The organism is Hanstruepera flava (genome assembly GCF_023634025.1).
Lineage (GTDB): Bacteria > Bacteroidota > Bacteroidia > Flavobacteriales > Flavobacteriaceae > Hanstruepera > Hanstruepera flava.
Map to the genome: position 1 here is coordinate 98,475 of NZ_JALJCW010000001.1, position 26,285 is coordinate 124,759.

A 26,285-nucleotide genomic window follows, 5' to 3' on the forward strand; every position below is an offset into this window, starting at 1 on the left:
TCAAAATTAATTTTGTTTAACTTTAACTAAATATTATTAAACATTTTGTATTTTTGACAAAAACAAACACATGGCACGCAAAAAAAATATAAATAAAAACGACCTTGTTTCGTTTTACATGAATTTTGTTCTAGAGCACAATAAAAAACCTACAACTGTTTTTGAATTGTCTAAAGCATTCAATTTTGAAGAGTCGAAGTTTTACAATTTCTTTGGAAATATTCAAGCAGTCGAAAATCATGTCTTCACACTGTTCTTCAAGAATACGTTTGATATGCTGAACACGAGTGAAGATTACAAAACATTTGATTCCAGAAATCAACTCTTAAGTTTTTACTTCACATTCTTCGAAAGTTTAACAGCCAACAGAAGTTATGTATCCTTTGCATTAAAAGACCATAGCAACGGATTAAAATCTTTAAAGCAATTGCAAGGTTTACGTAAACATTTCACAGATTACATCAAGAATTTGGATATTGAAATAGTCGATATTAAAAATAATAAAATTGAAACTATACAAATGAAAGCTATTGCTGAAGCTGCTTGGATACAACTTTTATTTACCATAAAATTTTGGTTGGAAGACAGTTCTGCAGCATTTGAAAAAACGGACATTTTTATTGAAAAAGCAGTGAATACAAGTTTCGATGTACTCAATATCAAACCGTTTAAGAGTGTAATGGATTTAGGAAAGTTTCTTTTAAAGGAAAAAATGAATATGACTGTTTAATTATGAAAACAATAGACCATATCCCATCATCTAAAATACAACGAGCATCCAAATTGGTTGCTACAGGTGCTAAAGTTGGTGTTAATTATTTAAAATACTTTGGCGACCAATTGGTTAATTCTAAAGAAGAAGCTAAAAACAAATTAAATGCCAATAATGCTGATGATATTTATGATAGCCTTAAACAATTAAAAGGAAGTGCGTTAAAAGTGGCTCAAATGTTGAGCATGGAAAAAAACATATTACCACAAGCTTACGTCGAAAAATTCTCTTTAGCCCAATTTTCGGTTCCTCCATTATCGCCACCGTTAGTTATTAAAACCTTTAAAAAATATTTTGGTAAAGATCCTAATGAATTATTCGATACTTTCAATGCAACGTCTGTAAATGCTGCAAGCATTGGTCAAGTACACCTTGCGGAAAAAGATGGAAAAAAACTTGCTGTAAAAATACAATATCCAGGAGTTGCAGAGAGTATCACTTCAGATTTGGCATTGGTTAAACCAATAGCCATGAGCATGTTCAATATTAAAGGTAAAGATTCTGATAAATATTTTAAAGAAGTAGAAAGCAAACTCATTGAGGAAACCAACTACACTCTCGAAATTAAACAAAGTAAAGCCATAGCTGAAGCCTGTAAAAATATACCCAATATACGCTTTCCAAAATATTATGATGAACTGTCTTCAGAGCGCATTATAACCATGGACTATATGAAAGGTGAACATCTATCTGAATTTACATCGCATAATACAAATCAAACAATGGCTAATGAGTTAGGCCAAGCACTATGGGATTTTTATATGTTTCAAATTCATATACTCAAAAAAGTTCATGCAGACCCGCATCCTGGAAACTTTTTAATTTCAGAAGATGGTAAACTTATTGCTTTAGATTTTGGCTGCATGAAAACCATACCAAACGATTTTTACAAGCCCTACTTTGAACTTGCCGAAAAAGAAAGTATCAACAACCCAGAGCGTTTTAGAGAAAAGCTTTTTGAATTGGAAATTCTCCGTCCGGATGACTCGTCTGAAGAACTTGAATTTTTTACCAATATGTTCCATGAGATGTTAAGCATTTTTACGAAACCTTTCCACAGTGAAGTTTTTGACTTTTCAGACCCTACTTTTTTTAGGAAAATTGCTGAATTAGGTGAAAAGTACTCTAAAAATACTGAACTGCGTAAAATGAATGGCAATAGAGGATCTAAACATTTTATTTATATAAACAGAACTTTTTTTGGACTATATAATTTAATGTTCGATTTAAAAGCCCAACAAATAAACATCAAAAACTTCATAAATATTAATCAATAAAATTACAGCACTATGAAAATTCTTGTAACCGGAGCAACAGGCTATATAGGTAAACGCCTTATTCCGCTTTTGGTGCAAGATGGTCATCAAGTAATTTGTATTGTACGGGATATACATCGTGCCGATAAAGATTACCTTGAAGATCCCAACATAAAATTCATAGAAGGCGATTTTCTAAAACCAGAATCCTTAAAAAGTGTCCCTAAGGATATAGAGGCAGCTTATTATCTTATTCATTCCATGTCTAACTCCTCTAAAAAGTTTGAATCGTTAGAAGAAAAGTGTGCTATAAATTTTAAGAATAGAATTAATGATACCAATACAAAACAGGTTATTTACTTAAGTGGTATTACTAACGATAGTAAACTCTCTAAACATCTTGAATCTAGAAAGCGAGTTGAAGAGGTTTTAAAAACAGGACAGTATGCTACGACTATTTTTAAAGCAGGGATTATTGTTGGCTCCGGTAGTTCTTCATTTGAAATCATTAGGGATCTTGTAGAGAAACTACCATTTATGATTGCGCCAAAATGGCTTAATACCAAAACACAACCTCTTGCTGTTAGGGATGTCTTATCCTATTTATCAAAAAGTCTGGGCAAAACATCGTTATACAATAAATCATATGACGTATTTGGACCCGAAGTACTTACCTACAAAGACATGCTGTTACAATTCGCTCTAGTTCGAGGACTAAAACGATATATACTTACCGTTCCAGTAATGACGCCTAAATTATCTTCATATTGGTTATATTTTGTAACGTCTACATCTTACAAACTAGCTACTTCATTGGTAGATAGTATGAATGTAGAAATAATTGGCAAACCAAGTAACATAAATCAGGGGTTATCTATTAATCCGTTAAGTTACAGGGATGCTGTTAAATTAGCTTTTGAAAAAATTGAACAAAACAGCATTATTTCCAGTTGGAAAGATTCTATGGTCAGCAGCGGAAGGCTTAAAGACAATTTTGATAGATACATCAATGTCCCTAAATATGGTTGTTTTAAAGATCATAAAGAAATACAGGTTATCAATTCCGAAAAAACGTTACATAAAATTTGGTCAATTGGCGGAGAAAACGGGTGGTATTGCGGCACAGTACTATGGAAGATTCGAGGCTATATAGATAAGCTTTTTGGTGGAATTGGTTTAAGAAGAGGGCGTACTAGCCCAACTGCATTAAGCGTTGGAGATGCTCTAGACTTTTGGCGTGTAATATTTGCAGATAAAAATAAAAAACGTCTTCTACTATACGCCGAAATGAAACTACCAGGAGAAGCTTGGTTAGAATTCAAGATTGAAGACAATATACTCAAACAAACCGCAACATTCAGACCAAGAGGACTTGCCGGAAGATTATATTGGTTTAGCGTCTTGCCGTTTCATGGTTTCATTTTTAATGGTATGATAAGAAAATTAGCCACGTAATGAAAAAAACACATTTACCTCAAAAAACTTGTGCCTGCTGTGGACTTTCATTTAACTGGCGTAAAAAGTGGAGGCTAAATTGGGATCAAGTAAAATATTGTAGTCAAAAATGTCGGAGACTAAAGAAATATTCAATTTAGTATGGTTTACAACCAACTTAAGAACGCAAGATAATCGTGTATTACATAAGGCCATAACATGTAACAAACCCATTATTGCTTGTTATTGTTTTGACCCTCGGCATTTTAAGGAAACAGAACATGGGTTTAAAAAAACGGGACAGTATCGTGCTAAATTTTTAATAGAAAGTGTAAAAAATTTAAAGAATAACTTAAGCAAATTAAACATCCAATTATTCACATATATAGATCGCCCAGAAGTCATTATTCCAAGTTTAGTAAACGAATACTGCATTGACCATGTGTTTGTGCAAAAAGAATTTACTAGTGAAGAAACCACAACTTTCAAATGGGTTCAAAATAAACTAGAAACGACTAATATTACTCAAATTTTTGATCAGTTTTTATATGAGCCAAGCGATGTGTTTAGCGAATTAAATCAAATTCCTAAAGTTTTTACAGTATTTAGAAAACACGTAGAAAAAAAACTTACCATACTGCCTTCAACTGAAACTAAATCACAAGAGAAAGTTGCAATAAAAAATCCAACTAAAATCCCAACCTTAAATGAGCTCGGTTTTACGGAGTTCACTCGGCATCCTAAAACTGCTTTTCCATTTAAGGGTGGCGAAACCGAAGCGAATAAACGCTTAAATTATTACGTTTTTGAATCACAGAAAATCGGAGTTTATAAAAAAACACGAAATGGGCTTGTTGGACCAGATTATAGCTCAAAATTATCGCCTTGGTTAGCAAATGGTAGTATTAGTTCCAGAACTATATATTGGGCAGTAAAGGAATTTGAAAAAACACATTTTAAAAATCAATCCACATATTGGCTAATATTCGAATTAATATGGAGAGACTTTTTTAAGTATGTAGCAATTCAACATGGTAATGCCATATTTAAAACACAAGGAATTTCAAACAAAGATCATTCTTGGAGTCAGGATAAACATATTCTTGAAGCTTGGCAAAACGGAAAAACTACAGATAATTTTGTTAACGCCAATATGCTAGAACTCAATAAAACCGGATGGATGAGCAATAGAGGTCGGCAAAATGTGGCGTCTTTTTTTGTTAGAACTTTACAATTAGATTGGCGAATTGGTGCAGCATATTTTGAATCGTTGTTAATAGATTATGATGTTCACAGTAACTACGGTAATTGGATGTACGTCGCTGGTGTTGGTAACGACCCTAGAGATCGAGTTTTTAATACAAAATTACAAGCAGATCGTTATGATCCACATGGCAAGTTTCAAAAGCAATGGCTACAAACAGAATTATTCACATGACAACATTACGATTAATTTTAGGAGATCAATTAAACATCAAACATTCATGGTTTAAAAACCAAAATAAGGACGTCTTATACTGTATGTTTGAAATGCGTCAAGAAACAGATTATGTTGTACATCATATTCAAAAAGTTATTGGTTTTTTTGCAGCTATGCGAACATTTGCCAAACAACTAGACAAAAAAGGCCATAACATTGCATATTTTAAAATAACTGATAAAACCAATACCCAAAAACTTCATAAAAATCTTGAAAAATTAATTGAGCAATACCAAATTACAACATTTGAATATATTGAACCCGATGAGTATAGATTAGATAAACAACTAAAAGATTTCTCTAAAACTATTTCCATAAAATCTCAGGTCTATGACAGTGAACATTTTTACACAAATCGATTTGATTTAAAGAAATTCTTTAAAGGTAAAAAGCAATATATTATGGAATATTTTTACCGTGATATGCGAAAAAAGCATAACATTTTAGTTAACAATAATGAACCTGAAGGCGGTAAATGGAACTATGACAAATCCAATCAAAAAAAATGGAAAGGAGATCCAAAAATCCCTCATTACGTTGCTTTTTCAAACAATGTTGAAGATGTAATTGCTGATATAAAAAAAGCCGATATAAAAACCATTGGCCAATGTAATGATACATTGTTTGAATATCCCATAACACGTGAACAAGCACTAAACCAACTAAAATACTTTTGTGAAAATTTACTGAAATACTTTGGAGATTATCAAGATGCTATGTACACAACGGAATCAAATTTATTTCATTCTAGATTATCTTTTGCATTAAACTTAAAACTTATTTCTGCTAAAAATGTAACAACTACTACACTTAATTATTACAGCAATCATACCGCTGAAATAGATATTTCTCAAGTTGAAGGATTTATTAGGCAAATTATCGGTTGGCGCGAATATATGAGAGGAATGTATTGGATGCTCATGCCAAAACTTTCAAAAGAAAACTATCTAGAAAATAGTAATCCCCTACCAGATTTTTATTGGACTGCAAATACCAAAATGAATTGCATGAAACACGCTATTCAAAACAGTTTAAATAATGCATATGCCCATCATATTCAACGATTAATGGTTACCGGTAATTATGCACTTTTAACACAAACAAATCCAGACGAGGTAGACAACTGGTACTTGGGTATTTATCTAGATGCCATACAATGGGTGCAACTACCCAATACTAGAGGTATGAGTCAGTTTGCTGATGGTGGGAAAATAGCAACAAAACCATACGTGTCTTCTGGTTCATACATTCAAAAAATGAGTAATTATTGTGAGGCTTGTTATTACAACTATAAAAATAAGGCTGACGACAAAGCCTGCCCATTCAATAGTCTATACTGGCATTTTCTAGATGAAAAACGAAGTCATCTTAAAAATAACAATCGTATGCGGATGATGTATCATGTTTTAGACAACATAAAAAAGGACGACTTAAAAGCTATAAAACAGCGAGCGAAACAAATTATAGCCACACCAAATGACTTTTAATCAAGAATATATCTTAAATCATATTGTTTTGTTAATTTTTGTTTAACTTTTTTTATTTTTTATTAAACATTTTGTAGATTTGAGTATCAAATTTATATATATTGATTCTCAACAGCACACATACAGAAAAAAATCACAAACAAATAATTGCTGATTTAGTAGGTAAGCCATACAGTTTTTTTGAAGCTATTAAATTAAAAGGTATCGGCTCAAAACGAATGATTGTATCAGAAGTCAGCCCAAACCTTCGTGTGCTAATGAATAAAGTAACTGATGTAAATTATGCCAATATTGAATTAAGACGTGGTGGAATTATAGTATATATTAACAAAGGGCTTCAAAATTTCTCTTGGATCATTCCTTTCTACCAGTTAGTTATATATCGTACTAATGGTATGAGTATACATGCACAAGGTAAATTCATTCATTTTAAAAATAATAAAACATTTAAGGAGAATAAACAGTTTTTTTCAAAGCTACTGGATTTAAAAGTGGCATATGATGTTCAACATAATCTCTATCCAATATGATTCACTTAAAGTCTAACGAAATAGATAGAGTAATAGAAATGGCTTGGGAAGACAGAACCACGTTTGAAGCTATACAAGTTCAGTTTGGATTGAAAGAACAAGATGTTATTGCCCTCATGAGAAAAGAACTCAAAGCAAATAGTTTTAAGCTTTGGAGAAAACGAGTACAAGGACGGGAAACAAAGCATGAAAAATTACGAAACTTTAAAAATGGACGGTTTAAGTGTTCCAGACAAAAACAAATAACACAAAACAAAATATCAAAACGATAATCTTGCTTTGACTCGATAATTGAGTACAGCAGTAAAAAAAAGAGCTATGAAAATTAAAACATTTGAAAAACAGCAAACAAACAGTTACAAATTAAATGGCTTAAGCGCATCTGAAATTGGCGACGACCACTTATACACAGGACTCGATACGCCGTTAAAAAAGGATGCTTTTAAAATTAGTGATGCTGAAAAGAAAAAACGCATAGCTATCTTATTTGAAGAAATTATGGACGTTATGGGATTAGATTTGACAGACGACTCCCTTAAAGGCACTCCTGATCGTGTAGCGAAAATGTATATAGAAGAAATATTTTCTGGGTTAAACCCAGCTAATAAACCCAAAATCGCCTTATTCGACAACAAATATCAATACAATCAAATGTTGGTTGAGAAAAATATTACCTTCTACTCCAACTGTGAGCACCATTTCGTGCCTATTATTGGTAAAGCCCATGTGGCTTATATTTCATCAGGTAAAGTTATAGGGCTATCAAAACTTAACAGAATTGTTCAGTACTACGCCAAACGTCCACAGGTTCAAGAACGACTAACAAATCAAATTGCCAACGAACTAAAGGCTGTTCTTCAAACCGAAGATATAGCTGTTATTATTGATGCCAAACACCTTTGTGTGTCTTCTAGAGGCATAAAAGATGATACATCGGCAACAGTTACAACCTATTATGGTGGTGCATTTAACGATCCACAAAAAATCACAGAATTACATAACTACATAAATCATTAAGCTATGGAACTAATAAACAGAGCGCTTGAATTCGAGCAAAGAAAGATGAAATCATTATCAACTAGCGACAGAATCAAAATTTCTAGAGAGGCAAAACAATTGATTTTAGATTTAAATCAAATTTACAAGCAAAAAAAAGATGAGCGTATTATGGATATCATGAAACGTCTTACTGTTATAAAACGAAAAGTTGAAAAACGCCTCAAAGGAAAACCACTAATGGCTTAATAAATAATATGAAAACATATATTATTATTGGTGGTAGCCGAGGAATTGGGCTATCACTTCTTAACGTATTGTTGAAGCATAACAAAGTCATAAACATAAGTCGTAATGCACCAAATCTAACCCACGATAATCTTATACATTACAGTATAGATGTTCTTAAGGATGATTTACCTGAAATTGAAAAATGTGATGGCTTGGTTTACTGCCCAGGAAGTATTAACTTAAAGCCAGTGTCCAGATTAAAACTCGACGAGTTTAGGGATGATTATGAGATTAACGTAATTGGTGCGGTAAGAGCAATTCAGAAATATTTACCTCAATTAAAAGCAGGTACTAACCCAGCAATTGTACTTTTTAGCACTGTTGCAGTTAAATTAGGAATGCCTTTTCACACCAGTGTCGCTGCAGCAAAAGCAGGCGTAGAAGGTTTAACAAAATCACTGGGCGCAGAATTGGCGCCTACTATACGTGTAAATGCTATTGCGCCAACAGTTACAGACACCCTACTGGCATTAAAATTATTGCGAAATGACAAAATGATTGAAAATATAACCGAAAGACACCCTCTAAAAAAATTTCTAAAACCAGAAGAGGTTGCAGATATGGCAGCCTTTTTATTATCAGACAAATCTGCTTCCCTCTCTGGCCAAATATTCGAAATGGATTGCGGTATAGTGTCCTTTAAAATATAAAACATGAAAAAACTAATCCTAATATGCCTTATGCTAAACTTTCTTAATAAATCAACAGCTCAAAACCCACCCACCCAATCTATCTACAATATCCAAATAAATAGTTTGGAAGGGAATCCCATTAACCTTTCTGATTATAAAGGCAAAAAGATATTGTTCGTAAACGTTGCATCCAAATGTGGCTTTACAGGACAATATGCCGATTTGCAAAAATTATATGATGATTACCAAGACAAGCTCATGATTATTGGTGTACCCTGTAACCAATTTGGCGGTCAGGAACCAGGTACGGCAGATGAAATTCAAACCTTTTGTGAAAAAAATTATGGCGTTAGCTTTTTAATGACCGAAAAAGTTGATGTTAAAGGTGATAATCAACACCCCTTATACAAGTGGTTGACAGACAAAGCATTAAATGGGAATTCGAGTTCAAGTGTAAAATGGAATTTTCAAAAATATCTTGTAAATGAAAATGGCGAACTAGTAGATTATTATTTTTCCATTACAAGCCCAACAAGTGCTAAAATAACGAAGCATTTAAATCAATAAAATATGTTTGGATTATTCAAAAAACAATCAGAACTTAAAGTTTTACAGAAAAAATATGCCAAAGCAATGAAAGATTGGCACAAACTGTCTGTTACCGATAGAAAAGCAAGTGATAATGCATATGCCGAAGCACAATCTATTTCCGATAAAATTGAGGCATTGCAAAACAAAACAAAATGAGTTTTATTAAGCGATTAGTCCTATTTCTAATAATTAACTTTGGTGGTTTAGCACTTGGTAGTTGGTTGATGAATAATGGCCCACAATCAGAATGGTATACCAATTTAAATCAAGCACCATGGACACCTCCAGGATGGGTATTTGGAGTGGCTTGGACAACCATCATGATCTGTTTTTCAGTGTATTTAGCAAAACTCTTTAAAGAGCAAGATTCTAAATTTTTAAGAATTCTATTTTCGGTTCAGGTTTTTCTAAATGTGATTTGGAACTATGTGTTTTTCAATCAGCATTTGGTTGGACTGGGTTTACTCAACATATCACTATTAACTGTACTCATATTGTATTTCTTTTTTAAGTTTAGAATGGATGACATTAAAACCTACTCCTATCTATTATTACCCTACATAGTTTGGTTGCTTATAGCCACATCATTAAATGCTTACATCTATTACAATAACTAATGAAGATTTATACTTTACACAAAAAACAGAAGCTTCCAATTTCTGTTGAGCAGACTTGGAGCTTTCTATCAAACCCAAAAAACTTAAAAGTCATCACACCAGATTATATGGGTTTCAACATCCTATCAGGAGCAGATAGGCCCATGTATGCAGGTCAAATTATTCAATATATCGTGACACCAGTTCTCGGGATAAAAACAAAATGGGTAACAGAAATCACACATGTAATCGACAAACACTATTTTGTTGATGAGCAACGGTTTGGACCCTATGCATTATGGCACCACAAACATTTTATAAAAGAAATTGAAGGCGGTGTGGAAATGGAAGACATAATAGATTATAAGTTACCTTTAGGTTTCTTGGGGCAACTGGTACAACCCATTTTAGTAAAACCAAAACTGGAAGAGATTTTTGAGTACCGTAAAAATAAGCTTATCGAACTATTTGGAACCCTATAAACATGAATGAACCCTTAACTATTTTTTGGTTTAGAAGAGACCTACGATTAGACGACAACCATGGATTTTACCAAGCACTAAAAGGGAATAATCCTGTACTTCCCATTTTTATTTTCGACACTGAAATCTTGCAAAACCTACCCGAAGATGATGCTCGTGTGACATTTATTTACGAAAAGCTTCAAGACATGCGTACTACACTCCAGAAAGACCAGGATAGTAGCATAGCCATTTTAAAAGGAAAACCCATAGATATATTTAAAGATTTAGTAAAGGAATATAAAGTTGAAACCGTTTATACTAATCACGATTACGAACCCTACGCTATTAAAAGAGACCAAGACATAGCAAACTTTTTAGCATCACAAAATATTGAATTTAAAACCTTTAAGGACCAAGTAATTTTTGAAAAAGATGAAATTGTAAAACAAGATGGTAATCCCTATCAGGTTTACACACCCTACATGAAAACTTGGAAATCGACATTCAATGCCGGTAGCCTAAAAATATTTTACACCAACAAGTATTTAGAAAATGTGGTTAAACATTCGCGCTTACCTAACCTAACATTATCAGATATCGGATTTAAAAAATCAAATCAAGAGATAGCAGATTATGATGTCACACCTACCTTGATTCAAGAATATAAAAACAAGCGCAACTTTCCATCAAAAAAAGCTACATCCAGACTTGGGCCTCATTTACGTTTTGGTACAGTCAGTATTCGTAAAATGGTAAAAAAAGCTATTGCCGAACAAAACGAAATATTCTGGCAAGAACTTATTTGGCGTGAATTTTTTATGCAAATTCTTTGGCATTATCCACGTACGGTAACCGAAAGCTTCAAACCCAAATACGATAGAATAGCATGGCGTAACAACGAATCAGAGTTTAAGGTCTGGTGCGAAGGAAAAACGGGTTACCCTTTAGTTGATGCAGGTATGCGCGAACTTAACCATACAGGTTTTATGCATAATCGAGTGAGAATGTTGGTAGGGTCTTTTTTATGTAAACACTTATTAATCGATTGGCGCTGGGGCGAAGCCTATTTTGCTGAAAAATTGCATGATTACGAAATGGCCAGTAATATTGGCAATTGGCAATGGGTTGCGGGTTGCGGTGTAGATGCCGCGCCTTATTTTAGAATCTTTAACCCTACAACTCAAATACAAAAATTCGATAAAGACCATCTATACATCAAAAAATGGGTTCCTGATTACCAAGAACTCACCTATCCAAAACCTATTGTAGACCATAAGGAAGCACGTGAACGCTGCCTAAACGTCTATAAAGCTGCCCTTAACTAATACCATTCGTCGATTTTCTTACAATTGGTAACTTACTAGTTTTAAAAGTTTTATATTTAAACTCTTAAACATACAAACCAATGAATCTTAAAAAACTACTCTTACCTGCAATTATGGTATTGCCCATAATGGCTTTTTCACAAGTAACCTTCACAAACTCAAACAGTTTGTTAGTTAATTCCTCGCTAACCAGTGGTGTTGCCATAGGTGTTAGCGATATGAATGGTGATGGTTTAGATGACATTGTGAGATTGCACGATGCCTCTAGCCTCCAAATTGAATATCAAACCGCTGGTGGTGGAAACTTCACCCAATACAATTATGGCAGTACAGGAAGCTCACATTGGGGACTTGCCATTGCAGATGTTGACAAGAATGGTTTTAACGATGTGGTAATTGGCGGTTACAACAACGGTGTTCGTGTACTTAAAGCCAGTAGTAATGGTGCTACCTATTCCAGTACAACATTAAGTGGAACTATCTTCTTGCAAAACATCAATTTTGCCGATATAGATAATAACGGTACGATAGATATATTTGCCTGTCACGATAACGGCACATCTATAGCCTATAACAATGACGGATCTGGTAATTATACAGCCGATAATGCGGGATTAATAAATGCCGTTTCTACGGTACCTTCAGATAACTCGGGTAATTATGGTAGTATCTGGACCGATTATGATAATGATGGCGACCAAGACTTATACATCTCTAAATGCCGTTTAGGTGTTACCAATGCCAACGATGGCAGGCGTATAAACCTGTTGTTTCAAAACGATGGCAATGGCAACTATACCGATGTTGGAGTTGCAGCCGGACTAGTGCCATATGGCCAGTCGTGGTCTGCTAATTTTGAGGATATTGATAACGATGGCGATCTAGACTGCATTGTTATAAACCACGATATTAATAGTGTTATTTATGAAAATAATGGCAACGGAACGTTTTCAGATATTACAGCCAGTTCTGGTATCTCATCTATTTTAAGCGGCATGGGAAGTGGCGGTATCCAAATTATCATGGAAGATTTTGATAACGATACCTTTATCGACTTATTTATCACGGCTCGTAGTGGTTCTCACCACATGTTCAAAAACAATGGTAATAAAACCTTTACCGAAATGCCGTCGCCTTTCACGTTACCAACTGGACCGTCGCGTATACAAAGTGCTGCTGTTGGCGATTTAAACAACGATGGATTTATAGACGTGGTTGCTGGATTTGCCAATGGGTATAACGGACCAAGTAATTATCCCGATGTTTTATATTTTAATGATGGAAACGCCAATAATTGGAGTGAAATTAGATTACGTGGTAATACTAGCAATATCAATGGTATTGGTGCACGAATTGAATTATATGGCGCTTGGGGAAAACAAATTCGCGAAGTGCGCTCTGGCGAAAGCTACGGAACCATGAATTCCCTCCTTACCCATTTTGGATTAGGTACGGCAACTAGTATTACTAAAATTAAGGTACTTTGGCCGTCTGGCGAGGAAGATGAAATCCTTAATCCAGCCATTAATACATCCATTGAAATTATTGAAGGATCAACACTTGGTGTTGATGCGTTTACCCATACAACGCTTTCAGTCTACCCAAATCCTACTAGCGATTATGTAACTGTAGATACACCAGATACCAACACAACTATTTCATATACGGTCTACGATATTAATGGAAAGGTTGTTATAGCGCAACAAGACCTCAACACATCAAAACAAATAGATTTAAAAAGTATAACAGCTGGAATATATTTTATACACCTTAAAATAGCCGACAATATTCAAATCCAAAAAATTATAAAGTCGTAATTAAAAGACATCATCCAACAAAAAAGCCTCTGTCATGCAGAGGCTTTTTTGTTTAGTTATCTGTTATGTTATTCTTTTATACGTTCAATCTTCGCACCTATAGCACGCAAACGTTCATCAATATTCTCATACCCCCTATCAATCTGTTCTATGTTGTGAATGGTAGACGTGCCCTTGGCAGAAAGGGCAGCTATTAAAAGCGAAACACCAGCCCTAATATCAGGCGATGTCATAGTAGTTGCCTTTAAAGTCGATTTAAAATCATGACCTATTACAGTCGCTCGATGTGGATCGCAAAGAATTATTTTGGCACCCATATCTATCAATTTATCTACAAAGAACAAACGGCTTTCAAACATTTTTTGATGCACCAAAACACTGCCTCTAGCCTGCGTAGCAACAACCAAGATAATACTCAATAAATCTGGAGTAAAACCGGGCCATGGTGCATCAGAAACGGTTAATATAGAACCATCAATATAACTTTGAATTTCGTAGCCATCGGTATGGGCCGGAATATGAATATCATCACCTTGGCGTTCCACCGTAATACCGAGTTTTCTAAACACATTCGGAATTTGTCCCAGATCATCCCAACTCACGTTAGTAATGGTCAGCTCACTTTTAGTCATGGCAGCCAAACCTATCCAACTGCCTATCTCAATCATATCAGGCAACATGGTATGCTCGGTTCCACCTAAACTATCCACACCCTCAATAATTAGCATGTTAGAGCCAATACCTGAAATTTGGGCGCCCATTCTATTCAGCATTTTACACAGCTGCTGCAAATACGGTTCACAAGCGGCATTGTAAATTGTGGTCGTACCTTCGGCCATTACAGCGGCCATAACAATATTGGCGGTACCTGTAACCGAAGCTTCATCCAACAGCATATACGTACCAATCAGTTTGTCGGCCTCTACGCCATAAAAATAATCTTCGCGGTTATAGCGGAATTTAGCCCCAAGGTTTATAAAACCTTCAAAGTGTGTATCCAAACGTCTACGGCCAATTTTATCACCACCAGGTTTTGGAATATAACCCTTTCCAAAACGCGCTAAAAGAGGTCCTACAATCATAATCGAGCCACGTAATCCTCTACCATCAACCTTAAACGCTTCAGACTCTAAATACTTCAGATTGACTTCATCGGCTTGAAAGCTGTATGAATTGGGTCCAAGCTTTTCAACTTTTACACCGAGTTTTTTTAGGAGTTCTATTAGTTTGTTAACATCAACGATATCTGGAATGTTGTGTATGGTAACAACTTCTGGAGTTAATAGTACGGCACAAAGTATTTGTAACGCTTCATTTTTTGCACCTTGAGGTTGAATCTTTCCTTTTAATTGGTGCCCACCTTCAATTTTGAATATTCCCATGAAGCCTTAATATCTTTTTCTGTTTCTATTGGAGTTGTTTTTCTTGTGGTGCCCTTTTTTGTTAGAGCCATACTTTTTCTTACTGCGCAATAAACTTGAAGCATCGGTTAAATCTTCATAGGCATTCAATAAATTTATTTTGCCACCCGACAATTCACGCAAATGTTCAAAGATTACCTCATCCTCTACCGTGTCCTTGTTCCAGTTTAAAAAGCATTTCTTCATGTGGTTGGCAATGGTATAGACCAAAGCTTCTTTCATTTCACCATCTTCCCACGTATTGGCAACATCAATCATGGTTTTAATATTGTTGCCATAGAATCGGTATTTTGGGTGGTTTTGCGGATACTTTAAGGGTTCTGGACGTTCTGATAATACTTCGCGCGAAGGTTTTTCGTAAGGCGAATCGGCATCTAACTCAAAATTAGACATGATAAACAACTGATCCCACAGCTTGTGCTGAAAATCGGGAACATCACGTAAATGGGGCTGTAAATTCCCCATTACAGAAATTATGGCCTTGGCCAGTTTATTACGTTCTTCCTTGGTTTCACGCGTTTTGGCATAATTAACCATTTTTTGCAAGTGCCTGCCGTATTCTGGAATAATTAAATGCTCACGCTCTGAATTGTATTCTAAATGATCTATCAAAATTTAATTGTGTAGTTGTTAAAAAAAATGCACGTAGTTGTATGCATGCGCAAAGTACAAAAAAAATCTATAGACTAATAATCCCTTCTACCTTTTCTGTAACTTCAATATACTTTGCAATAACGGCATCTGGGTTTTTCATTTTTACATTTATGGAAATACTGGTGTATTTACCATTTTTAGAGGCATTGGTCGTTATAACCGCTCCCAAATTGTCAAACAAGCCCTCTACATCCTCAATGCCCGACGAGTCTGTTAAAACAATAAATTTATATAAATATTCCGAAGGCCATAAACTGGTATCGTAAAGTTGCTTTCGTAATTTATCGTAAAATTCCTTTTGATTTTTATCTGTATTCATAACGTTTTTATATACTACAAATATAAGCTTATACTTTGTATTTTTTACTTTGCTTTATAATTACGATTTTTACAGCCAAAACCTTGCCAAATTGAATATTAAAAAAATTGTCATAACCGGTGGACCTGGAACAGGAAAAACATCCATAATAAACGAACTCAAAGCGCGTAACCATGTGTGTTTAGATGAAATATCCAGGGAAGTTACCCTAAAAGCCCGTGAAGATGGTATTGAGCAGCTGTTTTTAACCCAACCATTGCTGTTTAGTGAGCTACTGCTTAAAGGGCGTGAAAAGCAGTTTCAGGAAGCGGCCAATGCCCATACCGAAATTGTATTTCTGGACAGAGGGCTACCTGACGTTTTGGCCTATATGGATTATATAGGTGACAGCTATCCCAACAGTTTTGTAGACAGCTGCAAAACCAATCAATATGATATGGTTTTTATTCTAGAACCTTGGCAGGAAATTTTTACAAGCGATAGTGAACGCTATGAGAATTTTGATCAGGCCGTAAAAATTCACCACCACCTACTCAATACTTACGAGCGGTTTAGCTATAAATTATGGGATGTCCCATTTGCAAAGGTTGAAGAACGTGCCGATTTTATTTTAAATGTTGTTAATACCCTATAATGCAACAACCTCTGGACATACTGGAACGGTATTGGAACTATACCAGTTTTAAACCGCTACAAGAAGACATTATCCAAGCTGTTTTGGATAATGAGGATGTTTTCGCCCTCATGCCTACAGGCGGTGGAAAATCCTTATGCTTTCAAATTCCGGCATTAATACGCGAGGGTATTTGCATTGTAGTTTCGCCATTAATAGCCTTAATGAAAGACCAAGTGCAGGCCCTACAGGCTAAAGGCATAAAAGCCATGGCCATTACAAGTGGTATAGCGTACAGTGAGCTCGATACCTTGTTGGATAATTGCATCTATGGCAACTACAAATTCCTGTACCTGTCTCCAGAACGCTTACAACAAGAACTGGTGCAAGACCGTATCAGACAAATGAACGTCAATCTCATTGCCGTAGATGAGGCGCATTGCATCTCGCAATGGGGAAACGATTTTAGGCCAGCCTATAAAAACGTTACTCTGTTACGAACCTTGCAACCTCGTGTAAATTGCATAGCCTTAACGGCCTCGGCTACACCAACGGTTATGGAGGATATCATTCAGGAACTCGACTGTATGGATGTAAAAATCTTCAAGCAGTCTTTTGAGCGTAAAAATTTAGCCTACATGACCTTCGAAACCGAAGACAAACACTATAAGCTTGAACAGATTTTAAAAAAACAGGATGCAGCAGCCATTGTATATGTAAGAAGTCGAAAAGCCACTTTGGAGCTATCGCGGTTTTTAGAAGGCAAAGGTTTTAGTTCTACCTTTTTTCATGGCGGATTGTCCAATAAGGAAAAGGAGGACAAGCTAAACCTATGGCTCCACAACAACAAAGACATTATGGTAGCTACCAATGCCTTTGGTATGGGTATAGACAAACCCGATGTAAAAACCGTCATCCATTTTAATTTACCCGAAAGTCTAGAAAGCTATTTCCAGGAAGCAGGGCGCGCTGGTCGTGATGGCAACAAAGCCTTTGCTGTGCTCTTAAAAAATGCAAGCGACAAAACCCTACTTAAAAATCAGTTTTTAAGTGTCCTGCCCGATGTGGCCTTTCTAAAAAAAGCCTATCGTAAATTGTGCAACTACTTTCAAATCTCATACGGCGAAGGTGCTTACACCAGTCACGATTTTAATTTCAATGCCTTTTGCAACACCTATAAGTTCAATACCCTCTTGGCCTATAATGCCCTCCAAGTTTTAGACAGAACAAGCGTTATAGCCTTAACAAAGCAATTCAACAAACAAACGTCTCTACAGTTTTTGGTTAGCGATTCGCAGGTATTTCAATATATCGACAAGCATCCGGAAACCAATTATATTATTAAAGCCTTACTGCGCACCTATGGTGGTATATTTGAACACCAGACTACTATTAATTTGGTTAAAATGGCCGAAAAAGCGACAACTACCGAAACGGTTTTATTAAACACCTTAAACCAGCTTCATAAAGATACCATTATCGAATTGCACTATGCTACAACCGATGCCAGTATCACCTTTATCGAACCGCGTGAGGACGATAAAACCATCAACAGAATAGCACCGATTATCAAACAACAAAACCAATTAAAGCACAGCCAAATAGAATCGGTTTTACAATACATCGAAAACGATACGGTTTGCAAAAGCAAACAACTCCTCACCTATTTTGGTGAAACCCATGTAGAAGATTGCGGCATCTGTTCGGTGTGTATCCAAAACAAACCCTCAAATTCCAAACCCGATTCAAAGACCATTAAAAGCGCCATTATTAGGGCCTTGGAGGAATGCGATTGCTCCTCAAGGCAATTACAAGAACGCTTACCCTATTCGGTTGAGGATATTTCAGAAACCCTAAAGGTATTGCTAGAGTATAACATCATAACCATAACGCATACCAATACCTATAAATTAGCACATATTTAAACCTATTATGAAACACGATTTACGCATAGTATTTATGGGAACGCCAGATTTTGCGGTTTCCACCCTAAAAATCCTAGTAGACAACAACTATAATATTGTAGGCGTTATTACGGCACCCGATAAACCTGCGGGTCGTGGACGTAAATTACACGAGTCGGCCGTAAAGGTTTATGCCCAAGAAAACAAACTTAACATCCTACAGCCTACCAATCTTAAAAGCTCATCGTTTTTACAGGAACTAAAAGACTTAAAGGCTAATTTACAAATTGTAGTGGCCTTCAGAATGCTCCCAAAAGTCGTTTGGCAAATGCCTGAATTGGGAACCTTTAACCTACACGCGTCCCTGCTACCCGACTATCGCGGTGCTGCACCAATTAATTGGGCCATTATTAATGGTGAAACGGTTTCGGGTGTGTCCACCTTTTTTATAGACGAAAAAATTGATACTGGCGATATGATTCTACAGGAATCGGTAAGCATTGCCAAAACAGATACGGCTGGCGACTTACACGATAAATTAATGCATATAGGCAGTGAACTGGTTTTAAAAACCGTCAGGCAAATTGAAAGCGGTAACGTTACCACACGTGCCCAAAAAGATTTGGATACCGTTAAGGAAGCACCAAAACTCAACAGGGACAATTGTAAAATAGACTGGACCGCACCTATGGAAAACATCTACAATACCATACGTGGCTTAAGCCCGTATCCTGCTGCATGGAGCACCTTAATAAATGGAGACGATACTGTAGAAGTCAAAATATATAAGGCCACCATAAAAGAAGAAGCCCATAATTTAAGTTTAGGCACCCTAGTGGCCACAAAAAAAACACTAGCGGTCGCTGTTACAAATGGTTACATTATAATTGAAGAACTCAAGTTGCCCGGCAAACGAAAAATGGACAGTCAGGCCCTTTTAAACGGTTATCAATTTTTACCCGATGCCAAAATGCTCTAATCCCTTACTGTTATTGATATTTCAAAAATATCGACGAAATGCATAGGCTTTATTAACAAATCTGTTAAGTTATTAACAAATAGGCGCATTTCCCTTGCTATTACTTGCATGGGTGGATAATCCGTATAAATTTGTAGAGGATTTAACATAAATGTTTAACCAACAATCTATTAATTATTTAAAATTAAACTTATGAACAAAACAGATTTAATCGAAGGAATGGCAGAAAATGCTGGAATTACAAAAGCAGCTGCTAAAAAAGCATTAGATTCTTTATTAATCGACATCGAAGGTGCTTTACAAAAAGGAAACAGAGTATCTCTAGTAGGTTTCGGTTCTTGGTCAGTATCTAGAAGAGCGGCAAGAGACGGTAGAAACCCACAAACTGGAGCAACTATCAAAATAAAAGCTAAAAACGTAGTAAAGTTTAAAGCAGGTTCAGATTTATCTAATGCTGTAAACTAATAACCTTATAAAATATATACAACTATGAACAAATCAGATTTAATCGACGGAATGGCAGAAAACGCTGGAATCTCTAAAGCGGCTGCTAAAAAAGCATTAGACTCTTTCTTAATTGATATCGAGGGTGCTTTACAAAAAGGAAAAAGAGTATCTCTAGTAGGTTTCGGTTCTTGGTCAGTGTCTAGAAGAGCGGCAAGAGACGGTAGAAACCCACAAACTGGAAAGACTATAAAAATTAAAGCTAAAAATGTAGTGAAGTTTAAGGCAGGTTCAGATTTGTCGAAGGCCATTAACTAAATTTTTAAGTTTAATTAAATTTAAAAGGTCTTCAGTTTTTGAAGACCTTTTTTATTTATAGCTAAAGCGGTTTGTTTTTAATTAAAAAATTGTTAGATTTAAATGTTAATCTATGAAACATATGATTACAACGCAACCAAAAAAAGGTAATCTGCTCATTGCCGAACCTGCAATAATAGGCGACATGTCTTTTAACCGGTCTATTATCCTCTTGGCAGACCACAATAGCGAAGGTTCTATTGGCTTTATTTTAAATAAGCCCCTAGAGTATACCATTAGCGATTTAATCCCAGAAATAGATGCCAACTTTAAAGTCTACAACGGTGGCCCTGTAGAACAGGACAACCTTTACTTTATCCATAAGGTGCCCGACTTAATACCCAATAGTATAGAAATATCCTTTGGTATTTATTGGGGTGGCGACTTCAATAAAGTAGCAGAACTTATTGCCAACAACCAGCTAAACGAAAAACACATCCGGTTTTTCCTAGGTTACTCGGGTTGGGATGCCCAACAGTTACAGGAAGAATTAAAAGCCCACTCTTGGGTGGTTACCGAAAATATCTACAAAAAAGAGATTATCGAAAAAGACTACCAATCCTTTTGGAAAGAAAAAATGCTGGAGTTTGGCGGCGAATACACCATTTGGTCCAACGCACCAGAAGATCCCAGCTTTAACTAGTCAGCCTAATCTTGGCATTCAGTTTCCCCAGTAAATCTTTTGCCACCGTAAAACCGTATGCTTTCTTACGATATTGTGTTACAGGCTGTATGCCCCTAATTACATTGGTTACAAACAACTCGTCAGCCTTTTGTAGTTCAAAGGGTGAAATAGCGACTTCCTCCAATTGGTAATCGGGTAGCTTTTGTATAACATCTATAAGCTGCTTACGCATCACGCCTTTTAAGCAACCCTGTTCCAGAGGTGGCGTTTTTATAACCTGCCCCTTAACCATAAACACGTTACCGTTTAGGGCTTCAACAACCTGCTTATCGGTATTGAGTAACAAACAATTTTGTAAATCGTTTTCCTGGGCGTAAATACTGCCCAAAACATGTATCAATTTGTTGTTGCTCTTAATGGTAGACAACAATCCCGGTGCCACAAAATAATCCTTAAACAAATCCACCACATAAGGCGCCTCATCCAACAAATAGAAATCCGAGTCCAGAGCCTGTGCGGTAATCATATAGCCTACATCGTGGCCTTGTGGTAAGTACAAGCCTTCGGCATCGCGATACACGGTAAGTTTTATACGCGCCGTTTGGGTATGCAGACTATTGGCCTCCAAGGTTTTTAGTATTTCAGCCTCCAGAAACTCCATGGTAAAGGTCATGGGTATGTCCATACGCATAATCCGCATAGAGGCCATAAGCCTAAAGTAATGGTCCTCCCAAAACAAGATGCTGCCGTGCGAGGCCTTTAGGGTTTCAAAAAGGGCATCGCCATAGGCAAAGCCTCGGTTATCAGGGGTTAAAATACGGGTGTTATCAGTAAGGGTGCCGTTAAAATTAATCATAAAAAAAGTCCCAAATAATTTTGGGACAAAGATAGACTTTATATTGTATTGGCTATTAGGTTGAACCCAATACTTGCTTTAAATCGGACATTTGGTTCTCCCACAACATTTTGGCCTCTTCCATTTCATCTTCCTCGGCAAAGTCGACCACAATTATAGAAACGTCTTTGGTAATCTCATCAACCTGAATACGGATTTCAAAATAATACGGCTCGTCCTCATCGGCCAACCACTTAAACTTAATACGCTCGCCACTTTTTTTGCTTACCAGTTTGGCCTGCTCTTCAGAGCCGTCCCAAATAAACTTAAACAACTCGCCACGGGAGTTCACGTTTTCGGCAAACCATTCTGATAATCCGGAAGGTGTTGAGATATATTGATATAATAATTGAGGTGAAGCATGAATAGGAAACTCCATTTCAAATTTTATTTTGTCATCCATAGTAACTTGTATTTGTGCGCTCAATATATACATTAATTAATAAGTTTTAAAACTATTTTTTATAAATATTTTCTGTGTTTTTTTATTTGTATGCAATAAATTTGTTGTTATATTTGCAGCCTTAAAAACGGTAAGAGCCGTATTTTGAGAGATTCCTGTTTTCACAGGAAAATGGCGAGGTAGCTCAGTTGGTTAGAGCGTCGGATTCATAACCCGGAGGTCTCGAGTTCAAATCTCGATCTCGCTACAGCAGTAAAAGCCCAGTACATATGTACTGGGTTTTTTTATGCATAGCACTGAAGATTGCTTCAACGTGCGTGTATATAAAAAAGGCAAACACGTAAGTGTTTGGGTTTTTACTATTGTACAGATTTCCTAACGTAGATTCTGTAAATCTGGATATTAGTTGTTTTTACTGTTCATTTTACCTTGATGCAAAACCTTTCGACTGCACTTCGACCTTTCGACAAGCTCAAGGCAGGTTCTGTTCAGTGTGACAGCTCAAGGCAAGCAAAACGTAGAATCTTTATACGTTAGAGAGATTGCCACGCTCATACTTCGCTCGCAATGACAAAGAAACGTTGGTTTTCTGGCGTTGCCAGAATTGGTTTGATTTTTACTTGTATACAGTTTCACTAATGTAGATTCTGTAAATCTCTTTAATGCCTAAAGTAGATTCCTGCCTACGCAGGAATGACAGTATACACAAATGAAGGCTCTATAAATCTAGAAGGTTCTCGATCTCTCGACTACGCTCGAGACAGGTCACTCGAACTGACGATCCTTAAATTGTGAGGTTGAATCGACCTTGACCTGAAGTATACACGGGGTTGACCCGACTTTAATATGGATTAAATATGGAGCTAATACGCTATATATACGCTATACCTCTTGATTAACTGGCTAGTTTTTATTACTTTAGGCTGACTATGGCACGGCAAAAGGGCATATTTAAAATAACAGGGACATTGGGTGATGTCAACTTTTATGTGATTAAAGGTATTGGCTATGCCCGAAAGGCTGGTGGTGGTTTTAATGGTGAGGCTATACGTACCCAACCAAATATGCAGCGTGTACGGGAGAATGCGAGTGAGTTTGGGCATTGTAGCCAAGTAAAAAAAGCATTTAGGTTGGCGTTGATGCCGTTTTTACATGGTTATAGGCATAACAAATTGCATGCTCGCATGATGACTTTGTTTACGAGTATTAAGGCTCTTGATACTGTGTCTGAACGTGGTAAGCGACGTGTTACAGAAGGCTTACAAACGGCTAAAGGCAGGTATTTATTACGACAATTTGCCTTTACTCCCCAACACAGTCTATTGGATGCCTTAAAGCGGCAAGCTACTTTTGACTGGAACACACAACGTTTAACTATTAATGATTTTGCACCCAAAGCTTATAAGGCACCTAAAGCTGCCACTCATCTGGGGGTTACGCTAGGGGTTTTGGATTTTGATTTTGATAGTTTGGAGCATAGCCTAGCGGTCTCTCCTACCCATTTTATTGAGGTGGATGCTGGTACAACTTCTTTTGAGTTGGAGCCTGAACAGGTTGTTGTGCCTAGCCACGTTGGGATTGTGGTATTGGGTGTACGTTTTTATGAGGTTATTGAAACCGAGGTTTATGGATTGGATAGTATGATTGGGGTTGGGTTGTTGGTTATTAGGGTTTGATTTTGTTTGCTATTGATTATTATTTTTATTTTTTGCTTTTGCATCTAATTGCAGCACAATTATATTCTTCGTCTGGTGCTTGTTTAAATTCTACTTTTATCTGTGGCTTTCCATATAAATGGTTTTTAACATAGCCTTGGGATTCAATCCATAACACAAAATCTTGAACTAAATGGTCATTGGCCTTAGATTTATGACCCCTACCTTGATTTATAATTCCTTTTAGATGTTGTGGAATATCAACAGGTTTGTCTCCAAAGTAGTAGAAATGATTTGATAAGAGTGTAAAAACACCTCCCAAATCTGTATTTTTATTTTCTATAGCATGGACACTAGGCAGTAATTTACCAGAAGGATCTTTATCAAAATCGTAAATGCAATCTCCTACTCTCCTTTTATAATGTTTATGTCTAATGTCTGGGATTTTATTAGGCGCATATTTTTTGCAGTATACATGGTATTGTTGCATAGTCATTTTTTTAGTGACTAACATAGCGTAGACCAGTTTACCAGATAAATCTTTACCCTTTACGTTTTTTGATCCAACACCAACAACCCAATCTCCTGCTTTCGCTGTGCGCCGAATGACTGGTTTACATATGTTAAGTGTACAAATACCATAAAAAGGATTTGGTGCGCAACCATCATCTATAGGGATACAATAACTATATAATTTCAAGATTATTTTTTAATTATTTTTGTTCCTTTTTGTTTTGCTCTCTGCTCGCTAGTTTTTTCGATTTCCTGTTTTAAAATTCTCATATGTGCAGCTAATTGCCTCCTTATACTTGGAGAATCCATTCCAAATTTTTTGTCTTTGGCTGAATTGTAATAATATTTTTTTGAAGCATTGTAAGCATAGGTTAAGAAATTACGCTTGCCGAAATGTGAATATCTACTGAAAATTTGTTGCTTATAAATTATATCAGATTTTGAGTTTTTACTGTAAGCCATGGTTACAGTTTTAACAACCCTAGCCTTTTGTTTTCTAAAATATCTCGATAAACTTGATGCTCGGATATATTTCTTTTGACCACTGTATTCAAAACCTAAGTATTGAAGATTTTTGTATTTGGCATCTTTTAAATTGACTTCATCAAAAGTTTTAGCAGTTTTGTTATATTCTCTTTTGAAGGACCTGATTTTACCTAAAGTGTCTCTTTTGAAATCAACAACTGCCGTTTTTTTGTCTTGAATAATAAGCTTGTAATCATTACTTATTAAATTCATTAAATAATCTTTAAGTCTGTTAACCTCTTCTTTACGGCAAATAATAAGAAGGTCGTCACAATATCTGCGGTATAAAAAACCTTCCTTTTTACCCTTTTCAACTATTTGTTTATCAAAATCTACCAAATATACATTTGATAAAACAGCACTCATTGACGAACCCTGGGGAATACCTGCTGTTTTTAACACACCATTATTGCTATTAATAGTTACCAGTTTTCTTTTCCTCAATAAGTTCATTTTATTTTTAAACCCTGCACCATTAATGGTATCAGGAATTAAGTCCAACAATGATTGATAGCCCTTTCCTTTTTTTAATTGTCTTTTTTGTTCTTTTTCAAGTTTTCGCAGGTTTACCCTAAAATGTTTTAGGAAACTAACATAGTTCACATATGCATATTTTGTCAAAGAGCGAAAAACATGGTATTGGTCTGGAGGCAATTTTGGTTCGCCAATAACTTTACACCAAGCCTCTTTTAATTTTTTATGGTCTATATGATCAAAATAGCCTTTGATATCTAATGCAATGACAGAACATTCTCCATGCTTTTTTACCATTTCATCAACCTCATCAAAGGTTTCATTAGCAAATTGAATATTACATTTACCATCTAAATCACTTCTGTAAGCCATAATTGCTTCCTCTATACCAATGTGATGAATATATTCCTGGTACTTACGGTTTAAAACAAAAGCATAGAAACCATAAATGTAGGTGTCAAAATGAGAAGCAAACAAAATTGGGCGAATTTTAGTTTCAAGGTCATAAATTCCATCCCCTTCCTGATATTTATATCTAGGTGTTTTTACAAGCACCTTTAGAAAAGGGGTGAAGTCGTAACTATTAATACTTTTAAACGTTGAATCTGAAACTAGCTTGTGTAATTTCTCTTTATATAATGTGAAGTCAAAGTATGGGTCAAACTGTGGGTATGTCTTTAGTTGAAAGTCATCTTCAACTTTCTTAACATAATCTTCCCAATCTTTTGTAGTATAAAGTTGTTCCATAATATATTTTCAATGGGAGCATGGGTCATGGATATACTATTAGCTAGCACCTTGAATAAACAAGCTCCCCAATCCATTGAGGGTTT

Annotated in this window: 31 protein-coding genes and 1 tRNA gene; 25 read left to right on the top strand and 7 right to left on the bottom strand. The window is 35.8% G+C overall.

Going from position 1 to position 26,285, the window contains the following annotated elements:
• The first annotated feature begins 70 nt into the window (after positions 1-70).
• The 17 genes from MTX13_RS00535 (at position 71) to MTX13_RS00615 (ending at position 13,671) form a co-directional block, all read left to right on the top strand.
• A complete protein-coding gene (locus MTX13_RS00535) occupies positions 71-730 on the top strand; it encodes a TetR family transcriptional regulator C-terminal domain-containing protein (RefSeq protein WP_250432425.1) in 660 nt (219 codons plus the stop codon).
• Positions 731-732: 2 nt separating this feature from the next.
• Positions 733-2,049, top strand: a complete 1,317-nt coding sequence (locus tag MTX13_RS00540; RefSeq protein ID WP_250432426.1) for an ABC1 kinase family protein — start codon at positions 733-735, stop codon at positions 2,047-2,049.
• Positions 2,050-2,061: 12 nt separating this feature from the next.
• Positions 2,062-3,483 (top strand): SDR family oxidoreductase, encoded by a 1,422-nt coding sequence (locus MTX13_RS00545; RefSeq protein WP_250432427.1) that lies wholly within the window; start codon positions 2,062-2,064, stop codon positions 3,481-3,483.
• The gene (locus MTX13_RS00550; RefSeq protein WP_250432428.1) at positions 3,483-3,623 is read left to right on the top strand and encodes a DUF2256 domain-containing protein; all 141 of its coding nucleotides are present in this window, start codon (positions 3,483-3,485) and stop codon (positions 3,621-3,623) included. Before MTX13_RS00545 ends, MTX13_RS00550 begins: the two co-directional genes overlap by 1 nt.
• A complete protein-coding gene (locus MTX13_RS00555) occupies positions 3,593-4,900 on the top strand; it encodes a DASH family cryptochrome (protein ID WP_250432429.1) in 1,308 nt (435 codons plus the stop codon). Before MTX13_RS00550 ends, MTX13_RS00555 begins: the two co-directional genes overlap by 31 nt.
• Positions 4,897-6,429 (top strand): cryptochrome/photolyase family protein, encoded by a 1,533-nt coding sequence (locus MTX13_RS00560; RefSeq protein WP_250433845.1) that lies wholly within the window; start codon positions 4,897-4,899, stop codon positions 6,427-6,429. The genes MTX13_RS00555 and MTX13_RS00560 overlap by 4 nt, the downstream gene beginning before the upstream one ends.
• Before the next feature lie 101 nt (positions 6,430-6,530).
• A complete protein-coding gene (locus MTX13_RS00565; RefSeq protein ID WP_250432430.1) occupies positions 6,531-6,959 on the top strand; it encodes a hypothetical protein in 429 nt (142 codons plus the stop codon).
• Positions 6,956-7,231 (top strand): TIGR03643 family protein, encoded by a 276-nt coding sequence (locus MTX13_RS00570; protein ID WP_250432431.1) that lies wholly within the window; start codon positions 6,956-6,958, stop codon positions 7,229-7,231. The genes MTX13_RS00565 and MTX13_RS00570 overlap by 4 nt, the downstream gene beginning before the upstream one ends.
• A 46-nt stretch (positions 7,232-7,277) precedes the next feature.
• Entirely contained in the window at positions 7,278-7,976 is a 699-nt protein-coding gene (gene folE / locus MTX13_RS00575) for a GTP cyclohydrolase I FolE (protein ID WP_250432432.1), read from the top strand.
• Between the two features lie 3 nt (positions 7,977-7,979).
• A complete protein-coding gene (locus MTX13_RS00580; protein WP_250432433.1) occupies positions 7,980-8,204 on the top strand; it encodes a hypothetical protein in 225 nt (74 codons plus the stop codon).
• 8 nt (positions 8,205-8,212) lie between these two features.
• Entirely contained in the window at positions 8,213-8,896 is a 684-nt protein-coding gene (locus MTX13_RS00585) for an SDR family oxidoreductase (protein ID WP_250432434.1), read from the top strand.
• A gap of 30 nt (positions 8,897-8,926) precedes the next feature.
• Positions 8,927-9,445, top strand: a complete 519-nt coding sequence (locus tag MTX13_RS00590) for a glutathione peroxidase (RefSeq protein WP_250433846.1) — start codon at positions 8,927-8,929, stop codon at positions 9,443-9,445.
• 3 nt (positions 9,446-9,448) lie between these two features.
• On the top strand, positions 9,449-9,625 hold the full coding sequence (locus MTX13_RS00595; RefSeq protein WP_223033451.1) for a Lacal_2735 family protein: 177 nt from the start codon (positions 9,449-9,451) through the stop codon (positions 9,623-9,625).
• On the top strand, positions 9,622-10,086 hold the full coding sequence (locus MTX13_RS00600) for a TspO/MBR family protein (RefSeq protein WP_250432435.1): 465 nt from the start codon (positions 9,622-9,624) through the stop codon (positions 10,084-10,086). Before MTX13_RS00595 ends, MTX13_RS00600 begins: the two co-directional genes overlap by 4 nt.
• A complete protein-coding gene (locus MTX13_RS00605; RefSeq protein ID WP_250432436.1) occupies positions 10,086-10,547 on the top strand; it encodes an SRPBCC family protein in 462 nt (153 codons plus the stop codon). Before MTX13_RS00600 ends, MTX13_RS00605 begins: the two co-directional genes overlap by 1 nt.
• 2 nt (positions 10,548-10,549) lie before the next feature.
• Complete coding sequence (locus MTX13_RS00610; RefSeq protein ID WP_250432437.1) at positions 10,550-11,854, top strand: cryptochrome/photolyase family protein; 1,305 nt, start codon at positions 10,550-10,552, stop codon at positions 11,852-11,854.
• An 80-nt stretch (positions 11,855-11,934) separates the two neighbouring features.
• Positions 11,935-13,671, top strand: a complete 1,737-nt coding sequence (locus MTX13_RS00615; protein WP_250432438.1) for an FG-GAP-like repeat-containing protein — start codon at positions 11,935-11,937, stop codon at positions 13,669-13,671.
• Between the two features lie 68 nt (positions 13,672-13,739).
• Here MTX13_RS00615 and murA read toward each other — a convergent pair whose 3' ends face one another.
• The 3 genes from murA to MTX13_RS00630 form a co-directional block, all read right to left on the bottom strand.
• A complete protein-coding gene (murA, locus tag MTX13_RS00620; RefSeq protein WP_250432439.1) occupies positions 13,740-15,053 on the bottom strand; it encodes a UDP-N-acetylglucosamine 1-carboxyvinyltransferase in 1,314 nt (437 codons plus the stop codon).
• Positions 15,054-15,059: 6 nt separating this feature from the next.
• Positions 15,060-15,704 carry a DUF4290 domain-containing protein gene (locus MTX13_RS00625; RefSeq protein ID WP_250432440.1) on the bottom strand — a complete coding sequence of 215 codons (645 nt, stop codon included), beginning with the start codon at positions 15,702-15,704 and terminating at the stop codon, positions 15,060-15,062.
• 67 nt (positions 15,705-15,771) lie between these two features.
• Positions 15,772-16,065, bottom strand: coding sequence for a DUF493 domain-containing protein (locus MTX13_RS00630; protein ID WP_250432441.1), 294 nt, complete (start codon positions 16,063-16,065; stop codon positions 15,772-15,774).
• Between the two features lie 91 nt (positions 16,066-16,156).
• Here MTX13_RS00630 and MTX13_RS00635 point away from each other — a divergent pair, with 91 nt between their 5' ends.
• The 6 genes from MTX13_RS00635 (at position 16,157) to MTX13_RS00660 (ending at position 21,005) form a co-directional block, all read left to right on the top strand.
• On the top strand, positions 16,157-16,699 hold the full coding sequence (locus MTX13_RS00635; protein WP_250432442.1) for an AAA family ATPase: 543 nt from the start codon (positions 16,157-16,159) through the stop codon (positions 16,697-16,699).
• The gene (locus MTX13_RS00640; protein ID WP_250432443.1) at positions 16,699-18,603 is read left to right on the top strand and encodes a RecQ family ATP-dependent DNA helicase; all 1,905 of its coding nucleotides are present in this window, start codon (positions 16,699-16,701) and stop codon (positions 18,601-18,603) included. Before MTX13_RS00635 ends, MTX13_RS00640 begins: the two co-directional genes overlap by 1 nt.
• Positions 18,604-18,610: 7 nt before the next feature.
• On the top strand, positions 18,611-19,561 hold the full coding sequence (fmt, locus tag MTX13_RS00645) for a methionyl-tRNA formyltransferase (protein WP_250432444.1): 951 nt from the start codon (positions 18,611-18,613) through the stop codon (positions 19,559-19,561).
• Positions 19,562-19,753: 192 nt separating this feature from the next.
• Positions 19,754-20,026, top strand: a complete 273-nt coding sequence (locus tag MTX13_RS00650; RefSeq protein ID WP_250432445.1) for an HU family DNA-binding protein — start codon at positions 19,754-19,756, stop codon at positions 20,024-20,026.
• 24 nt (positions 20,027-20,050) lie between these two features.
• Positions 20,051-20,323, top strand: coding sequence for an HU family DNA-binding protein (locus MTX13_RS00655; RefSeq protein ID WP_250432446.1), 273 nt, complete (start codon positions 20,051-20,053; stop codon positions 20,321-20,323).
• A gap of 121 nt (positions 20,324-20,444) precedes the next feature.
• Positions 20,445-21,005 carry a YqgE/AlgH family protein gene (locus MTX13_RS00660; RefSeq protein WP_250433847.1) on the top strand — a complete coding sequence of 187 codons (561 nt, stop codon included), beginning with the start codon at positions 20,445-20,447 and terminating at the stop codon, positions 21,003-21,005.
• On the opposite strand, the gene MTX13_RS00665 is transcribed toward MTX13_RS00660, so the two are convergent.
• Together MTX13_RS00665 and MTX13_RS00670 are read right to left on the bottom strand one after the other, a co-directional pair.
• Positions 20,998-21,843, bottom strand: a complete 846-nt coding sequence (locus tag MTX13_RS00665) for an aminotransferase class IV (RefSeq protein WP_250432447.1) — start codon at positions 21,841-21,843, stop codon at positions 20,998-21,000. The genes MTX13_RS00660 and MTX13_RS00665 overlap by 8 nt on opposite strands.
• 55 nt (positions 21,844-21,898) lie before the next feature.
• Positions 21,899-22,285, bottom strand: coding sequence for an START-like domain-containing protein (locus MTX13_RS00670; RefSeq protein ID WP_223033436.1), 387 nt, complete (start codon positions 22,283-22,285; stop codon positions 21,899-21,901).
• 173 nt (positions 22,286-22,458) lie between these two features.
• On the opposite strand from MTX13_RS00670, the gene MTX13_RS00675 reads away from it, so the two are divergent.
• Both MTX13_RS00675 and MTX13_RS00680 read left to right on the top strand, forming a co-directional pair.
• Positions 22,459-22,532, top strand: a tRNA-Met gene (locus MTX13_RS00675).
• A gap of 682 nt (positions 22,533-23,214) precedes the next feature.
• Positions 23,215-23,961 carry a hypothetical protein gene (locus tag MTX13_RS00680; RefSeq protein WP_250432448.1) on the top strand — a complete coding sequence of 249 codons (747 nt, stop codon included), beginning with the start codon at positions 23,215-23,217 and terminating at the stop codon, positions 23,959-23,961.
• A 25-nt stretch (positions 23,962-23,986) separates the two neighbouring features.
• Here MTX13_RS00680 and MTX13_RS00685 read toward each other — a convergent pair whose 3' ends face one another.
• Together MTX13_RS00685 and MTX13_RS00690 are read right to left on the bottom strand one after the other, a co-directional pair.
• A complete protein-coding gene (locus tag MTX13_RS00685) occupies positions 23,987-24,640 on the bottom strand; it encodes an Nmad2 family putative nucleotide modification protein (RefSeq protein WP_250432449.1) in 654 nt (217 codons plus the stop codon).
• A gap of 2 nt (positions 24,641-24,642) precedes the next feature.
• Positions 24,643-26,199, bottom strand: coding sequence for a reverse transcriptase domain-containing protein (locus MTX13_RS00690; protein ID WP_250432450.1), 1,557 nt, complete (start codon positions 26,197-26,199; stop codon positions 24,643-24,645).
• Positions 26,200-26,285 lie beyond the last annotated feature (86 nt).

What these genes read in the sequence shown, in the direction of transcription:
- MTX13_RS00595 (WP_223033451.1), top strand. Translation starts at nt 9,449, where the DNA reads ATGTTTGGATTATTCAAAAAACAATCAGAACTTAAAGTTTTACAGAAA.
- MTX13_RS00550 (WP_250432428.1), top strand. Translation starts at nt 3,483, where the DNA reads ATGAAAAAAACACATTTACCTCAAAAAACTTGTGCCTGCTGTGGACTT.
- murA (WP_250432439.1), bottom strand. Translation starts at nt 15,053, where the DNA reads ATGGGAATATTCAAAATTGAAGGTGGGCACCAATTAAAAGGAAAGATT.
- MTX13_RS00610 (WP_250432437.1), top strand. Translation starts at nt 10,550, where the DNA reads ATGAATGAACCCTTAACTATTTTTTGGTTTAGAAGAGACCTACGATTA.
- MTX13_RS00600 (WP_250432435.1), top strand. Translation starts at nt 9,622, where the DNA reads ATGAGTTTTATTAAGCGATTAGTCCTATTTCTAATAATTAACTTTGGT.
- MTX13_RS00650 (WP_250432445.1), top strand. Translation starts at nt 19,754, where the DNA reads ATGAACAAAACAGATTTAATCGAAGGAATGGCAGAAAATGCTGGAATT.
- MTX13_RS00605 (WP_250432436.1), top strand. Translation starts at nt 10,086, where the DNA reads ATGAAGATTTATACTTTACACAAAAAACAGAAGCTTCCAATTTCTGTT.
- MTX13_RS00560 (WP_250433845.1), top strand. Translation starts at nt 4,897, where the DNA reads ATGACAACATTACGATTAATTTTAGGAGATCAATTAAACATCAAACAT.
- MTX13_RS00615 (WP_250432438.1), top strand. Translation starts at nt 11,935, where the DNA reads ATGAATCTTAAAAAACTACTCTTACCTGCAATTATGGTATTGCCCATA.
- MTX13_RS00670 (WP_223033436.1), bottom strand. Translation starts at nt 22,285, where the DNA reads ATGGATGACAAAATAAAATTTGAAATGGAGTTTCCTATTCATGCTTCA.
- MTX13_RS00630 (WP_250432441.1), bottom strand. Translation starts at nt 16,065, where the DNA reads ATGAATACAGATAAAAATCAAAAGGAATTTTACGATAAATTACGAAAG.
- MTX13_RS00590 (WP_250433846.1), top strand. Translation starts at nt 8,927, where the DNA reads ATGCTAAACTTTCTTAATAAATCAACAGCTCAAAACCCACCCACCCAA.
- MTX13_RS00655 (WP_250432446.1), top strand. Translation starts at nt 20,051, where the DNA reads ATGAACAAATCAGATTTAATCGACGGAATGGCAGAAAACGCTGGAATC.
- fmt (WP_250432444.1), top strand. Translation starts at nt 18,611, where the DNA reads ATGAAACACGATTTACGCATAGTATTTATGGGAACGCCAGATTTTGCG.
- MTX13_RS00585 (WP_250432434.1), top strand. Translation starts at nt 8,213, where the DNA reads ATGAAAACATATATTATTATTGGTGGTAGCCGAGGAATTGGGCTATCA.
- MTX13_RS00540 (WP_250432426.1), top strand. Translation starts at nt 733, where the DNA reads ATGAAAACAATAGACCATATCCCATCATCTAAAATACAACGAGCATCC.
- MTX13_RS00555 (WP_250432429.1), top strand. Translation starts at nt 3,593, where the DNA reads ATGTCGGAGACTAAAGAAATATTCAATTTAGTATGGTTTACAACCAAC.
- MTX13_RS00665 (WP_250432447.1), bottom strand. Translation starts at nt 21,843, where the DNA reads ATGATTAATTTTAACGGCACCCTTACTGATAACACCCGTATTTTAACC.
- MTX13_RS00690 (WP_250432450.1), bottom strand. Translation starts at nt 26,199, where the DNA reads ATGGAACAACTTTATACTACAAAAGATTGGGAAGATTATGTTAAGAAA.
- MTX13_RS00570 (WP_250432431.1), top strand. Translation starts at nt 6,956, where the DNA reads ATGATTCACTTAAAGTCTAACGAAATAGATAGAGTAATAGAAATGGCT.
- MTX13_RS00660 (WP_250433847.1), top strand. Translation starts at nt 20,445, where the DNA reads ATGATTACAACGCAACCAAAAAAAGGTAATCTGCTCATTGCCGAACCT.
- MTX13_RS00545 (WP_250432427.1), top strand. Translation starts at nt 2,062, where the DNA reads ATGAAAATTCTTGTAACCGGAGCAACAGGCTATATAGGTAAACGCCTT.
- MTX13_RS00640 (WP_250432443.1), top strand. Translation starts at nt 16,699, where the DNA reads ATGCAACAACCTCTGGACATACTGGAACGGTATTGGAACTATACCAGT.
- folE (WP_250432432.1), top strand. Translation starts at nt 7,278, where the DNA reads ATGAAAATTAAAACATTTGAAAAACAGCAAACAAACAGTTACAAATTA.
- MTX13_RS00680 (WP_250432448.1), top strand. Translation starts at nt 23,215, where the DNA reads ATGGCACGGCAAAAGGGCATATTTAAAATAACAGGGACATTGGGTGAT.
- MTX13_RS00580 (WP_250432433.1), top strand. Translation starts at nt 7,980, where the DNA reads ATGGAACTAATAAACAGAGCGCTTGAATTCGAGCAAAGAAAGATGAAA.
- MTX13_RS00535 (WP_250432425.1), top strand. Translation starts at nt 71, where the DNA reads ATGGCACGCAAAAAAAATATAAATAAAAACGACCTTGTTTCGTTTTAC.